This is a genomic window from Streptomyces sp. NPDC001532 (assembly GCF_040298625.1).
Taxonomy (GTDB): domain Bacteria; phylum Actinomycetota; class Actinomycetes; order Streptomycetales; family Streptomycetaceae; genus Streptomyces.
In genome coordinates this window covers 40,975-53,873 of record NZ_JBEPAL010000004.1, presented here as the reverse complement: position 1 = coordinate 53,873, position 12,899 = coordinate 40,975, and the positions used below count along the sequence as shown (strand labels likewise).

Genomic DNA, 12,899 nt, shown 5'->3' with positions numbered 1-12,899 from the left:
GCGCGGTGACAGCGAAGGGCCGGGTCCGTTCCCAGGACCCGGCCCTCCGTCGTGACGCTGATCTCAGAAGAGCCGCAGCTTGTCGTCCTCGATGCCGCGCAGCGCGTCGTAGTCCAGCACCGCGCAGCCGATGCCGCGGTCCGTGGCGAGCACCCGGGCCTGCGGCTTGATCTCCTGGGCGGCGAAGACACCGCGCACCGGCGCCAGATGGGGATCGCGGTTCAACAGCTCCAGATAGCGGGTCAGTTGCTCCACGCCGTCGATCTCGCCGCGCCGCTTGATCTCGACCGCGACGGTCTGCCCCTCGGCGTCCCGGCAGAGGATGTCGACCGGACCGATGGCGGTCATGTACTCGCGGCGGATCAGCGTCCAGCCCTCGCCGAGCGTGTCGATGCGGTCGGCCAGCAGCTCCTGGAGGTGCGCCTCCACGCCGTCCTTGATCAGGCCGGGGTCGACGCCGAGTTCGTGCGAGGAGTCGTGGAGGACTTCCTCCATGGTGATGATCAGCTTCTCGCCCGCCTTGTTGACGACGGTCCAGACGCCCTGTTCCTCACCGGTGCCCTCCTTCAGCGTGCAGGGCGGCGACATCCAGTTGAGGGGCTTGTAGGCCCGGTCGTCGGCGTGGATGGAGACACTGCCGTCCGCCTTCACCAGGATCAGACGGGGTGCCGAGGGGAGATGGGCGGTGAGCCGGCCGGCGTAGTCGACCGAGCATCGGGCAATGACGAGACGCATGGTCGGCAACGCTACTCGACACCCCACGCCCCACGCGATTCGCGTCCTGTTTCTCCAGAACACTCGTGTTCGGTAGTGGCCGATTGTGTGCCTATGGGGATCGGCCTGTATCGGCAATCTCCTGGTGCCGTCACCGTCTGTTGCCTACCGTAGTAAACGGGAGGTCGCGATGTGTGTACTCAGCGTGTCCGGTTCCGCGCGGGCTCCCGTATCTGTCCGGCAACCCCTGCTGGTCGGGGGTGCGAGAGGAGTACCCATGTCGCTCGACGTCTCACCGGCCCTACTCGAACAGGCCGAGCGAGGCGAGGTCGACGAAGCTGACTTCGTCGACTGCGTCCGGACCTCCCTGCCCTACGCGTGGGAGATGGTCAGCTCCCTGGTGGCTCAGCTGAAGGTGGACGGCGGAGACTTCGCCGACAACCAGACGCCCCCGCCGGACGAGCAGGCACGCGGTCAGCTCCTGCGTGCGCTCGCGAGTGACGCCATCCGCGGAGCGCTGCAGCGGCACTTCGGTGTACGGCTGGCCTTCCAGAACTGCCACCGGGTGGCGGTGTTCCCGCTGGACGCCTCGGTGGACGAGAGGCTGGCCCGCTTCACCTCGGTGCGCGCCCAGCTGCTCAACCAGTCTCCGGAGCTGCGGGACTGCTGACGCAGAGCCGCTTGCTTGCCGCTCCGTACACGGGAGGTGCGATCTGTACCGGGGCGGCAAGCTCCCCGCGTCCTACGGGCGTTGTGCGCCCGCGGGGTGTCAGCGCAGCTGCGGCAGTACCTCCGCGCCCAGCCGCCGGACGTTCTCCTCCGTCGCCGCGAGGTCTCCCGAGCCCTCGATGAGCAGGGCGAAGCGGCTGATGCCGGTCCGCTCGCTGGTCGCCGCGAGGCGGTCGGCGCACAGCCGTGGTGTGCCCACCGGGTGCAGCCCGCAGAGCAGTTCGGTGTAGGCGATCGGATCGCGCATCCGGCGCTCCCTGCCGTCCACGGTGACATGCGCGTCGAGACCTTGTTTCAGCCAGCCTGGCATCGCTTTGGTGAGGGCCTCGGCCGCGTCGACCCGGCGGTCCGCGATCTGGCAGACACCGGCCGACACATGGCCCGGGTCCGCGATCTCCTCCGCCGGCCGCCCGGCGGCCCGCGCGCAGGTGCGCCACAGGGCCACCATCTCGGCCTTTTCCTCGTCCCCGATGTGCATGCCGAGCTGCATGGGCAGTCCGCGCTCGGCCGCCATCCGCACACTGGCGGGGGAGGTGCACGCCACCATCACCTCGGGCCCGTCGACCTCCGTCAGGGACTCCGACGGCCTCGGTACGACGGCCACCTCGCGGAAGCGGTACCGCTCCCCGGCGGCCCCGACCCGGGGCTCGCGCAGCCAGCGCACCAGCAGATCGAGTGACTCGGGGAACCCCTGTTCGTACGCCTCCAGTCCGGCGCCGAAGACCTCCAGGTCCACCCACGGCCCGCCCCGGCCAACCCCCAGCGAGAAGCGTCCGCCGCTGGTGATGTGCAGCAGCGCGGCCTGCTCGCCGAGGGCCACGGGGTGGGCGGTGGGCAGCACGCTGACCGCGGTGCCGACCCGGATGCGGCGGGTGCGGCCGAGCAGCAGGGCGGCCAGGGTGATCGCCGACGGACAGGTGCCGTACGGTACGAAGTGGTGCTCGGCCAGCCAGACCGAGTCGAGCCCCGCCTCCTCGGCCACCTCGGCCGAGCGGACCGCGCGGTGCAGCGCCTCCCCCTGGCCCTGACCCGGGAACTGGGCCGCCAACATGAAACTTCCTACGCGCATCGCTCTTCCTGCTTCCTTGGCTCCGACACGGAGCTCCCCCACCCGGCATAACCGTCTGACACGTGCCGAGGACACGGCCTCGCGGATGAATTTGCGGATTGTCTGCAGAATGCCCGGTCCGGAGGGCGACTTGGGTGGTTCGCCGCTTCCGCGTACCCCGGCCGACGGCGCGTAGGCTGGACACGACCCGCTTCCTGTACAGCTGCGTGAGGTGTTCCGTGTCCCCGCGTCACAACCGACCCAAGGGCCCGAGGCATGCCGGCTCCTCCGGCCGGAGCGCCGAGGACGACCGGCCGGAGCGCTACGGCGGCTGGCAGTCGAGCGTGGACTGGCAGGGCGAGGAGTGGAACGTGCGCCATGTCGCGGGCGCGAGCGCGCAGGGCAAGAGCTACCGCTGCCCGGGGTGCGACCAGTTGATCCCCGACGGGGTCCCGCACGTGGTGGCCTGGCCCGAGCACTCGGGCGTCGACGACCGCCGGCACTGGCACAAGGCGTGCTGGAACGCGCGGGACCGCCGCACCACGCGGGTGCAGCGGTCCCGTAACGCGCCGAAGTTCTGAGCCCTCGCCCGTCCTACACGTCCCGCCGCTCCAGCAGCACATAGGCGCCGGCGAAGGCGACGGCCGTGACGCCCAGCATGATCCACAACGGGTCCCAGCCCGAGGGGCCGGACTCGCTGAGGGAGTTGGCGTAGAAGACGCCGAGCTGGTTCGGGATCGAGTACTCGAACAGGAAGTCGCGCAGGTCCTGGAGCGAGGCGGAGAACATGAACAGCGCGAGCACCAGCGGGGCGAGCACCGCGCCGATCATGATGGTGATGGCGCCGGCGGAGTGCCGGATGATCGAGCCGACGATCAGCGAGAGCAGGCCGAGCAGCGCGACGTAGAGCGAGACGCCGACCGTGCCCTTGAACCACTCGGCGCCCGAGGGCTCGCGGGCGTCCACCATGCCGACCTGGGCGAGCGCGACGAGCGTGGCGGAGACCAGCGTCACCGTGAAGGCGACCAGGAAGAAGACCACCGCCTTCGCCGCCAGCACCCGGCCCCGGGAGGGGCAGGCCGTCATCGTCGTACGGATCATCCCGGTGCCGTACTCGGAGGCCGTGGTCAGCACGCCGAGCGTGATGAGGCACATGCTGCCGAGCAGCAGCCCGAAGAAGCCGAGGGCCAGCGCCGGCTCCTCGCCGAGGTCGCCCTCCGAGGTCGAGCTGCTCACCAGCGAGCCGGCCAGCAGTCCGATGCCGACCACGAGCAGGACGAACACGCCCAGCGTCCACATCGTCGACCGGACCGACTTGATCTTCGTCCACTCGGAGGCGATGGCGTGCCCGAGGTGGGTGCGGACGACGGGGATCGGTGAGGTGTAACCGGCGTACGGCATGCCGGGCGCGGCCGGCGGGATCGGGGTCTGGGGCGTGCTCATCGGGCGTCCTCGGACTGGGTCGGGTCGGCGACGGGGGCGGCGGGCGCGGCCGGGGGCTGCGCCGGCACCGGAGGCTGGTCCTGGGGCGCGGCCGGCGCGGCGGACGGGGCCTGGCCGGGCTGCGCGGCGGGCTGGGCGTACGGGTTCGGCACTCCGGCGCCGGCCGGCGCGGGCGCCCCGTACGGGCCCTGGCCCTGCGGCATCGCGAACGGCTGGCCGCCCTGCTGGGGCGGCGGCGGGGCGTACCAGCCCGGCTGGCCCTGACCGGGCACCGGCATCGGCGGCTGGGCGCCCGGCGGCAGCGGCTGCTGGAGGCCCGCCTTCGGGTCGACGGTCGAGCGGTAGTCGACGGTGGCCTGCGTCATCCGCATGTAGGCCTCCTCCAGCGACGCCTGGTGCGGCGACAGCTCCCACAGCCGTACGTCCGTGTCGTGGGCGATGTCGCTGATGCGGGGGAGCGGCAGCCCGGTCACCCGCAGCGCGCCGTCCTGCTCGGGCAGCACCTGCCCGCCGGCCTCGGTGAGCGCGGCGGACAGCTTCTCGCGCAGCTGCGGCTCGGTGTCCGGGGTGCGCACCCGCGCGAACCCGGCGGAGTTCGCCGCGATGAAGTCCCGCACGCTCATGTCGGAGAGCAGCTGTCCGCGGCCGATGACGATGAGGTGGTCGGCGGTCAGCGCCATCTCGCTCATCAGGTGCGAGGAGACGAAGACCGTGCGGCCCTCCGCCGCGAGCGACTTCATCAGGTTGCGCACCCAGAGGATGCCCTCGGGGTCGAGGCCGTTGACCGGCTCGTCGAAGAGCAGCACCTGCGGGTCGCCGAGCAGCGCCGCGGCGATGCCGAGCCGCTGTCCCATGCCGAGCGAGAACCCCTTGGAGCGGCGCCGGGCCACGTCCTGGAGGCCCACCACGCCCAGCACCTCGTCGACCCGGCGGGCCGGGATGCCGGAGAGCTGGGCCAGCGACAGCAGGTGGTTGCGGGCCGAACGGCCGCCGTGCACGGCCTTGGCGTCGAGCAGCGCGCCGACCTGGCGGGCGGCGTTCGGCAGCTTGCGGTACGGGTAGCCGCCGATCGTCACCTGCCCGGAGGTCGGGTTGTCCAGGCCGAGGATCATCCGCATGGTCGTCGACTTGCCCGAGCCGTTGGGGCCCAGGAAGCCGGTGACGGCGCCGGGCCGTACCTGGAAGGAAAGGTTGTACACAGCGGTCTTGTCGCCGTAGCGCTTGGTCAGGCCGACTGCCTCGATCATGCTCCGCACCCATCGAAAGGTTCAGGACAGCGGGGCACACGCCCCCGTAAGGGTTAGGAGGATATCGGGGCGCTGACGGTTCCCTTCAAGGGTGAGTAAAACCCGGCCGGTCGCGCCGGCGGCCGGGCCTGTTCAGGCGTCCCGCCGCTTGAGCGTGACGTAACCGCCGATGAGTGCCGCCGCCACCCACAGGACCATGATCCCGAGGCCGCCCCAGGGGCCGTAGGGGGTGTCGTCGTCGACCGGGGGGACCACCTGCATGATCTTGCTGCCCGCCTGGTCCGGCAGGAACCGGCCGATCTTCTCCGTCGCCGAGACGTTGCCGAGGATGTTGGAGATCAGGAAGAAGAACGGCATGAGGATGCCCAGCGACAGCATCGGCGAGCGCAGCATCGCGGCGACGCCCATCGAGAACATGGCGATGAGGGTCATGTAGAGCCCGCCGCCGATGACCGCGCGCAGCACTCCGGGGTCGCCGATCGAGGCCTTCAGGCCGCCGAGCATCGCCTGGCCGAGGAAGAAGGCGGCGAAGCTGGTGGCCATGCCGACGACCAGGGCGAGCAGGGTGGCGACGGCGAGTTTGCTGAAGAGGAAGGTGCCGCGCTGCGGTACGGCCGCCAGCGAGGTGCGGATCATGCCGCTGCTGTACTCGTTGGAGACCACCAGCACCCCGAACACGATCATCGCCAGCTGGCCCAGGCTCATGCCCGCGAAGCTGATGAACGTCGGATCGAAGGAGAGCCGGTCACGGGCGCTCAAGGTGTCGAACTCGTTCTTCGACAGCGCGGAGATGAGCATGCCGAGCGCGAGCGTGACCACGACGGCGAGCGAGAGTGTCCACACGGTGGACGCGACAGAGCGGATCTTCGTCCACTCGGACCGGATGACCTGGGTGGCCGCCATGCTTCTCAGCCCCTCTTCCAGCCTTCGCCCCACTGCTGCCGCGGCTGCTGCCGCTGCTGCCGCGCGGGCGCGTCGGAGTGTGCGTGGTACTCGACCGACTCGGCGGTCAGCCGCATGAACGCCTCCTCCAGGGAGGCCTGCTGCGGGCTCAGCTCGTGCAGCACCACCTGGTGCTGCGCCGCCAGCTCGCCGATCCGCTCCGGCTTCTCGCCGTCCACCTCGAAGGCCCCGCCGCCGGCCCCCACCGCGGCGATCCCGGCACCGCTCAGCGCATCGAGCAGCCGCTCGGGCTGCGGTGTGCGGATCCGGACGTACGACCGCGAGTTCTGGGCGATGAACTCGGCCATGGAGGTGTCCGCGAGCAGCCGGCCCTGACCGATGACCACCAGATGATCGGCGGTCAGCGCCATCTCGCTCATCAGATGACTCGACACGAACACCGTCCGGCCCTGCCCGGCCAGCGACTTCATCAGATTGCGGATCCAGTGGATGCCCTCCGGATCCAGCCCGTTGACCGGCTCGTCGAACATCAGGATCCTCGGGTCGCCGAGCAGCGCGCCCGCGATGCCCAGCCGCTGGCCCATGCCCAGCGAGAACCCCTTGGCCTTCTTGCGCGCGACCGCCGTCAGACCGACCGTGTCCAGCACCTCGTGCACGCGGCGCTTTGGGATGCCGTTGCTCTGCGCCAGACAGAGCAGATGGTGGTAGGCGCTGCGGCCGCCGTGCACGGCCTTCGCGTCGAGCAGCGCGCCGATGTACTTCAGCGGGTCCTTGAGCCGGTCGTAGTGCTCGCCGTCGATCCGGACGTCCCCGGCGGTCGGCCGGTCCAGACCCAGCATCATCCGCATCGTCGTCGACTTGCCGGCGCCGTTCGGACCGAGGAACCCCGTGACGATGCCCGGTCTGACGGCGAACGTGAGGTTGTTGACCGCCACCTTCTCGCCGTACCGCTTGGTCAGCCCCTCGAGCTCGATCATGCGGCCACGCTAGAACGGGACAAAGCCCTCTGCCACCGGAGCGGCAGAGGGCTTCGCAGCTGTTCGGCTCAGCTGATCCGGCTGGTCACCGGGACTGCTGGGCAGGCACCCCACGGGAGATCGGCTCGTCCTCGGCCGGCGTGCCGGCCGCGGCCACCGCGGCGCCCGTGAGCGTGGCGAGCATCTCGCGCACGTTGGTGAGCTGGGCGTTGATGGAGTCGCGGCGGTTGGTGAGGGCGGCCAGCTCGCGCTCGGATTCCGAACGGATCCGGTCGGCCTTGGCGTTGGCGTCGGCCACGATGTCCTCGGCCTGGCGCTGGGCGGTCTCCACCGTCTGGCGGGCGCGGCGCTCGGCGTCGGTGCGCAGCTTCTCCGCCTCCAGGCGCAGCTGCTCCGCGCGGTGCTCGATCTCCGCGAGGCGCTTCTCCGCCTTGGCCTGACGCGAGGCCAGGTCGCGCTCGGACTGCTCGCGGCGCTTGGCCAGGTTGGTCTCGAAGTCCGCGGCGGCCTGGGCGGCCTTGGCGCGGGTCTCCTCGAAGAGCGCGTCGGCCTCCTCGCGCTTGGACTGCGCGTCCTTCTGCGCCTCGCTGCGCAGCTGGGAGGCGTCGCTCTTGGCCTTCTCGACGATCCGGACGCCCTCGTCCTCGGCCTTGGCCTTGCGCTCCGCCGCGAAGGACTCGGCGTCGTTGCGCACCTGCTGGGCGGCCGACTCGGCCAGCTCGCGGTGCTGCTCGGCCGCGCGCCGGGCCTCCTCGCGCAGGTCCTTCGCCTCTTCCTCGGCGAGTCGCAGGATCTTCTCGACGCGGGCGCCGAGACCGGCGTACGACGGCTCGGCGTCGCTCACCTGGGCCTGGGCGTTCTGCGTCTCGAGGTGGAGCTCCTCGATGCGCTTTTCCAGAGCGGTGATGCGGGCGAGAGCGGAGTCACGGTCGGAGACGAGCTTGGAGATACGTTCGTCCACCTGAGCGCGGTCGTACCCACGCCGCACAAGCTCGAAGCCGTAGGGGGAAGTGTCGCTCATGGGGTTCCTGTCGAATGAGACCGGTGAGGTGATAGTGGAATCCTAGGGGCCAGAACGGTGTGTCATCGAGCGGATGCGTGTTTGATCTGGAGAATGACACCCCTTTTGAGTGGCTAACCGTCGGACTGCTTGCCAAAGACTTGGCCAAAGGCCCCAGGAAACACCCAAACCCGGTCTTCTGACTACCCGTCCGACGACTTGCCACCCGATCGGGGCGCGCCCACCGTCGCACCGGCCTTGACCCCGCCGTCCTTGCCGGCCGACGGCGCCTCGAAGGACTCCAACGCCTCCAGCACGTCCTGGACACGGGAGATCTCGGCGTTGATGTCCTCGCGGCGGCGCACCAGGATCTCCAGCTCGCGCTTGCCCTCCTCGACGGTGCGCTTGGCCTCGCGGATCGCCTCGGCCTTCAGCTCCTCGGCCTCCTTGACCAGCGTTGCCTTCTTCTGCTCGGCCTCCTTCAGCAGACCCTCGGCCTTCTTCACCGCGGCGATCCGCACCTTGCCGGCCTCGGAGTTCGCGTCCGACACCAGCTCCTTCGCCTTCGCCTCGGCCTTGGCCAGCTGCTCCTCGGCCGCCTTGATCAGCGCGTCGCAGCGGTCGCCGGTGGACTTCATGGTCTCGGCGGCCTCGCGGCGGGCCCGCTCGTGCAGCTCCTCGATCTCGGTGGTGATGCGATCGCGCAGCTCCTGGGCGCGCTCCCTTATGGCCGTCGCGTCCCGGCGGGCGCCGACCAGCAGCTCGTCCGCGTCCGTGCGGGCCTTCTCCACCAGCGAGTTGCCCTCGACCGTCGCCTCGGCGACGATCCGCTCCGCCTCCTGACGGGCCGCGCCCACCATCGTGTCGGCCTGCGACTCCGCGTCCGTGGTGGCCTTCGTCGCCTGCGACTGGGCCTCGGCGAGCAGCTTGTCCGCCTCGGCCGCGGTCTCCGTGATGAGCTTGTCGACCTGCTCGGCCGCCTCCGAGCGCCGCTTGTTGGACTCCTTGCGCGCCTCGTCGAGCGTGCGCTCGGCCTCCTCGCGCGCCGCCGAGGTCAGCCGCTCGGCCTCCTCGGCCGCCTCGGTCCTGACCCGCTCCGACTCCGTCCGGATCCGCTCCGCGTGCGCCTGCGCCGACCCGACCGTCTCCGCGGCCTCGGCGCGCAGCCGCTCGGCCTCACCGGTGGCGTCCGAGAGCAGCTGCTCGGCGCTCGCGAGCGCCTCGCCGCGGACCCGCTCGGCCTCGCCGACCGCGTCCGTCGTCACCCGCTCGGCCTCGGCCAGCGCCTCGCCGCGGACCCGCTCCGCCTCCGCGATCGTCTCCGTGGTGAGCCGCTCGGCCTCCGCCAGCGCCTCGGTACGGACCCGCTCGACCTCGGCGGCCGTCTCCGTCGTCAGCCGCTCGGCCTCGGAACGCGCCTCGGTGATGAGGGTGTCGGCCTGCGTCGCCGCGTCCGACCGGATGCGGTTGGCGTCCTCGCGGGCGTCCGCCCGGGTGCGCGCGGCGGCCTGGTCGGCCTCGGCCAGGTTGTCCGACGCCTCGGTGCGCAGCCGCTGGGCGTGCTCGGCCGCGTCCGACCGCAGCCGCTCCGACTCGGCCAGCGCCTCGGCCATGGTCCGCTCGGCGAGCGCCTTGGCGGCCTCCGCCTCCGCGGTGGCCTCGTGCCGCGTCCGCGCGGCGTCCTCACCGGCCCGCTCCCGCTCCGCGTACGCGTCGGAACGGACCCGGTCGGCCTCCTCCTCGGCCTCCCGCCGGGTGCGGTCCGCGGCGTGCTCGGCGGCCGAGCGCAGCCCGGCGATCTCCTCCTGCGCCTGCTCGTGCAGTCCGGCGACCGAGTCCCGCACCTGCTGGGCGTGCTGCTCGGCGGCCGACACCATCTCGGTGGCGCGCCGGTCGGCCTCCTCGACCAGCCGGACCGCCTCGGCCTGCGCCTCCTCCACGCGCTTGCGCGCCGAGGCCAGCAGCTCCTCGCTCTGCTCGCGGGCCCGCTCGCGCTCCTGGTCGGCCTCCTGCCGGGCCGCGCCCAGCGTCTCCTCCGCCTCGCGGCGGCGGCGGACGGCCTCCTCCTGCGCGGCGGCCAGCGTCTCGGACGCCTCCGCGGCCAGCCGCTCGGCGGCGGCCTGCGCCTCGGCCCGCATCCGGTCGGCGCTCTCCTGCGCCTCCGTCCGCAGCCGCTCGGCCTCGGCCGCGGCCTCCGAACGCAGCCGTACGGCGACGGACTCGCCCTCGGCACGGGAGGCGGACGCGTCGGCGGCGGCCTCGTCGCGCAGCCGCTGGGCCTCCGCCTCGGCCTGCTGCTGGAGCGTGCGGATCCGCTCGGCGGACTCGGCGCGCAGCCGGTCGGTCTCCTCGGCGGCCTCCCGGCGGATCCGGGCGGCCTCCTCACGGGCCTCGGTCAGCGCCTGCTCGGCGGCGGCCAGCCGCGCTTCCGCCTCGGTCTGGAGGCGGGTCAGCTCCTCGGCCGCCTCCGACTGCCGGGCCGCGACCGCCCGCTCGGTGTCCTCGCGCAGCTCGCGCGCGGACCGCTCGGCCTCCGCCTTGATGCCCTCGGCCTGCTCGACGGCCTCGTCGCGCCGGCGCTCGGCCTCCGCGCGGGTGCGCTCCAGCGTCTCCTCGGCCTGCCGGCGCAGGCTGGTCGCCCGCTCGATGGCCTCGGTGCGGACCTTCTCGCTGTCCGCGGTGGCGGTCCGGCGCAGCTCGTCCGCGTCGGCCTTCGCCTTGGCGAGCAGCTCCTCGGCGGACTTCGCCGCCTCCTCGATCTGCGCCACGGCCTCCTTGCGGGCCTCGGCGCGGATCTTGTCGCCCTCGTCGACGGCGTCGGAGCGCAGCTGCTCGGCCTCGCCGCGCAGCCTGCGGGCCTCCTCCTGCAACTCGACCGTCTTGGCGCGGTACTCCTCGGTGTCGTCCTTCGCCGCGCCCTTCAGCTGCTCGGCGATGTCGTGCGCCTCGGCGCGCAGCCGGTCCGCCTCGGCCTCGGCCTCGCGGCGGATCCGCTCGGCCTCCTCGGCGGCCGCCTTGGTGGTCTGGCGGGCCTCCTCGGACGCCTTGTTGAGCACGTCCTCGGCGGTCCGGGCCGCCTTCGCCAGCTGGGTGGCGGCCTCCTCGGCGGTGACCGTGCGGGCCTTCTCGGCGGCCTCCGCGACGATCTTCTCGGCCTCGGCGCGGGCGTCCGCGACCAGCTGCTCGGCCTCCGCCTTGGTGGTCTCGGCCTCCTTGGTGGCCTCGCTGACCAGCCGGGCGACCTGCTCCTTGGCGGTGCGGGTACGGGTCTCGTTGGCCGCCTCGGCGTTCGCCAGGGCCTTGGCCGCGGACTCCTTCGCCTCGGTGACCAGCTTCTCCGCCTCGGACTGCGCCTTGCGCAGCGCCTCCTCGGCCTGCGCCATCCGCTGCTCGGCGGCGCGGCTCAGCTCGGCGGACCGACGGCGGGCCGTCTCCGACTCGGTGGCGGTGGAGCTGCGCAGCTGCTCGGCGTGGTCGGTGGCCTCCTGCGCCTGGGTGGAGGCGGCGTTCAGCAGCCGCTCGGCGTCGGCGCGGGCGCGGCGCAGCAGCTGCTCGGCCTCCGCGCGGGCGGCCTCGGCCTCGCTCTGGAGGCGCTGGCGGGCCTCGGCGGTCAGCCGCTCGGCCTCCGCGCGGGCGGCGGCCATCGCCTGCTCGGCCTCGGCGCGGGACTCGTCGAGGAGCCGGCGGGCCTGCTGCTCGGTGCGGGCGCGCAGCTGCTCGGCCCAGGCCACGTTCTCGTTGACGTGGGACTCGACGGTCTGCCGGCGCTCGGCCAGCTCCTGGTCGAGCTGCTGGCGCCGGGTCACCGCCTCCTGGTGCAGCTCGGCCTGGAGGCGGGCGGCCTGTTCGGCGTGCTCCTGCAGGATGCGCTGGGTCTGCGCGCGGGCCTGGCTCAGTTCGCGCTCGGCGTCGGCGCGGATCTGGTCGGCCTGCACCTGCGCGTTGCGCAGCAACTGTTCGGCCTGGTAGCCGATGTCGGCGCTGTCGTAGGCGGGCCGGGTCATGAGGGTACGGCGCGCCTCGTGCAGCTTGGCCCGCAGCACCTCGACCTGGTAGCCGAGGTCCTCGGCGTGCTGGATGGCCTTTTCCCGCTCGGTCCTCAGCCGCTTCATCTCGGCCTCGAACCGAGAGAGGTGGTCGACGTCAGCCGCCGGCTCTCGCTCCTGGCTCTCGTAGCCCCGCACTGCGCGGTCCCATCCGTCCCCTGGTCGCAAGTCTCTCCAAACGAGCTCCGTCCATCCGCCGAACGGGGCCCCCGGGGAATGGTGTCAGATCAACGACGGAGCATGGGCTGCTGCCCCGACGCTCGTCCCCCGAAACCCGGACCCCGGCACGGGTCGCCCCGGTGGAAGCGGGGCGACCGCCCCCAACCCTACCGGCCCCTATGTACGAGGGTCAGTGCTCAGGTGACTCAACGGGCGCCGAAGTGACCAGTTCTGTCAGTACACCGTGGCAATCCTTGGGGTGCAGGAAGGTGATTCGTGACCCCATGGAGCCGCGCCGGGGCTCTTCGTACAGAACGCGTACCCCCTTGTCCTTGATGTCGGCCGCCTCGCCGTCGACGTCCGCCGTACCGAAGGCGATGTGGTGGACGCCCTCGCCGTTCTTGGCGAGCCACTTGGCGACGGTGGAGTCCTCCCGGGTGGGCTCCAGGAGTTGCAGGTACGAAGCCCCGCCGTCGGACGTATCGTTGATCTTGAGCATGGCCTCGCGCACGCCCTGCTCCTCGTTGACCTCGGAGTGGAACACCTCGAAGCCGTAGGTGGCCCGGTAGAACTCGACGGTCTTGTCGAGGTCGAAACAGGCGATCCCGATGTGGTCGATTCGCGTCAGCATGG

11 protein-coding genes are annotated in these 12,899 nt (G+C 71.9%); 2 read left to right on the top strand and 9 right to left on the bottom strand.

Annotated elements, in window-relative coordinates:
• Positions 1-63: 63 nt before the first annotated feature.
• Positions 64-735, bottom strand: coding sequence for an endonuclease NucS (gene nucS / locus ABT232_RS05915; protein ID WP_351836448.1), 672 nt, complete (start codon positions 733-735; stop codon positions 64-66).
• 256 nt (positions 736-991) lie between these two features.
• Between nucS and ABT232_RS05910 the strand changes: the two genes are divergently transcribed.
• A complete protein-coding gene (locus tag ABT232_RS05910) occupies positions 992-1,384 on the top strand; it encodes an SCO5389 family protein (protein WP_351836445.1) in 393 nt (130 codons plus the stop codon).
• Positions 1,385-1,483: 99 nt separating this feature from the next.
• Here the strand turns inward: ABT232_RS05910 and ABT232_RS05905 are convergent, their stop codons facing one another.
• On the bottom strand, positions 1,484-2,512 hold the full coding sequence (locus ABT232_RS05905; protein ID WP_351836444.1) for an LLM class flavin-dependent oxidoreductase: 1,029 nt from the start codon (positions 2,510-2,512) through the stop codon (positions 1,484-1,486).
• A 218-nt stretch (positions 2,513-2,730) separates the two neighbouring features.
• On the opposite strand from ABT232_RS05905, the gene ABT232_RS05900 reads away from it, so the two are divergent.
• Complete coding sequence (locus tag ABT232_RS05900; RefSeq protein ID WP_351836441.1) at positions 2,731-3,072, top strand: Rv1322 family protein; 342 nt, start codon at positions 2,731-2,733, stop codon at positions 3,070-3,072.
• Positions 3,073-3,085: 13 nt separating this feature from the next.
• Here the strand turns inward: ABT232_RS05900 and ABT232_RS05895 are convergent, their stop codons facing one another.
• The 7 genes from ABT232_RS05895 to mce all read right to left on the bottom strand — a co-directional run bounded on the left by ABT232_RS05895 (position 3,086) and on the right by mce (position 12,897).
• Positions 3,086-3,934, bottom strand: a complete 849-nt coding sequence (locus ABT232_RS05895; protein ID WP_351836439.1) for an ABC transporter permease — start codon at positions 3,932-3,934, stop codon at positions 3,086-3,088.
• The gene (locus ABT232_RS05890) at positions 3,931-5,181 is read right to left on the bottom strand and encodes an ABC transporter ATP-binding protein (protein ID WP_351836436.1); all 1,251 of its coding nucleotides are present in this window, start codon (positions 5,179-5,181) and stop codon (positions 3,931-3,933) included. The genes ABT232_RS05895 and ABT232_RS05890 overlap by 4 nt, the downstream gene beginning before the upstream one ends.
• Before the next feature lie 132 nt (positions 5,182-5,313).
• Positions 5,314-6,084, bottom strand: coding sequence for an ABC transporter permease (locus ABT232_RS05885; RefSeq protein ID WP_351836433.1), 771 nt, complete (start codon positions 6,082-6,084; stop codon positions 5,314-5,316).
• A 5-nt stretch (positions 6,085-6,089) separates the two neighbouring features.
• On the bottom strand, positions 6,090-7,061 hold the full coding sequence (locus tag ABT232_RS05880) for an ABC transporter ATP-binding protein (protein ID WP_351836431.1): 972 nt from the start codon (positions 7,059-7,061) through the stop codon (positions 6,090-6,092).
• A gap of 85 nt (positions 7,062-7,146) precedes the next feature.
• A complete protein-coding gene (locus tag ABT232_RS05875) occupies positions 7,147-8,082 on the bottom strand; it encodes a coiled-coil domain-containing protein (RefSeq protein WP_351836429.1) in 936 nt (311 codons plus the stop codon).
• Between the two features lie 182 nt (positions 8,083-8,264).
• A complete protein-coding gene (gene scy, locus ABT232_RS05870) occupies positions 8,265-12,245 on the bottom strand; it encodes a polarized growth protein Scy (protein ID WP_351836426.1) in 3,981 nt (1,326 codons plus the stop codon).
• Between the two features lie 211 nt (positions 12,246-12,456).
• Positions 12,457-12,897: a methylmalonyl-CoA epimerase gene (gene mce / locus ABT232_RS05865; RefSeq protein ID WP_351836424.1), complete on the bottom strand. Its 441-nt coding sequence runs from the start codon at positions 12,895-12,897 to the stop codon at positions 12,457-12,459.
• Positions 12,898-12,899: the final 2 nt, after the last annotated feature.

What these genes read in the sequence shown, in the direction of transcription:
- nucS (WP_351836448.1), bottom strand. Translation starts at nt 735, where the DNA reads ATGCGTCTCGTCATTGCCCGATGCTCGGTCGACTACGCCGGCCGGCTC.
- ABT232_RS05910 (WP_351836445.1), top strand. Translation starts at nt 992, where the DNA reads ATGTCGCTCGACGTCTCACCGGCCCTACTCGAACAGGCCGAGCGAGGC.
- ABT232_RS05905 (WP_351836444.1), bottom strand. Translation starts at nt 2,512, where the DNA reads ATGCGCGTAGGAAGTTTCATGTTGGCGGCCCAGTTCCCGGGTCAGGGC.
- ABT232_RS05895 (WP_351836439.1), bottom strand. Translation starts at nt 3,934, where the DNA reads ATGAGCACGCCCCAGACCCCGATCCCGCCGGCCGCGCCCGGCATGCCG.
- ABT232_RS05890 (WP_351836436.1), bottom strand. Translation starts at nt 5,181, where the DNA reads ATGATCGAGGCAGTCGGCCTGACCAAGCGCTACGGCGACAAGACCGCT.
- ABT232_RS05885 (WP_351836433.1), bottom strand. Translation starts at nt 6,084, where the DNA reads ATGGCGGCCACCCAGGTCATCCGGTCCGAGTGGACGAAGATCCGCTCT.
- ABT232_RS05880 (WP_351836431.1), bottom strand. Translation starts at nt 7,061, where the DNA reads ATGATCGAGCTCGAGGGGCTGACCAAGCGGTACGGCGAGAAGGTGGCG.
- ABT232_RS05875 (WP_351836429.1), bottom strand. Translation starts at nt 8,082, where the DNA reads ATGAGCGACACTTCCCCCTACGGCTTCGAGCTTGTGCGGCGTGGGTAC.
- mce (WP_351836424.1), bottom strand. Translation starts at nt 12,897, where the DNA reads ATGCTGACGCGAATCGACCACATCGGGATCGCCTGTTTCGACCTCGAC.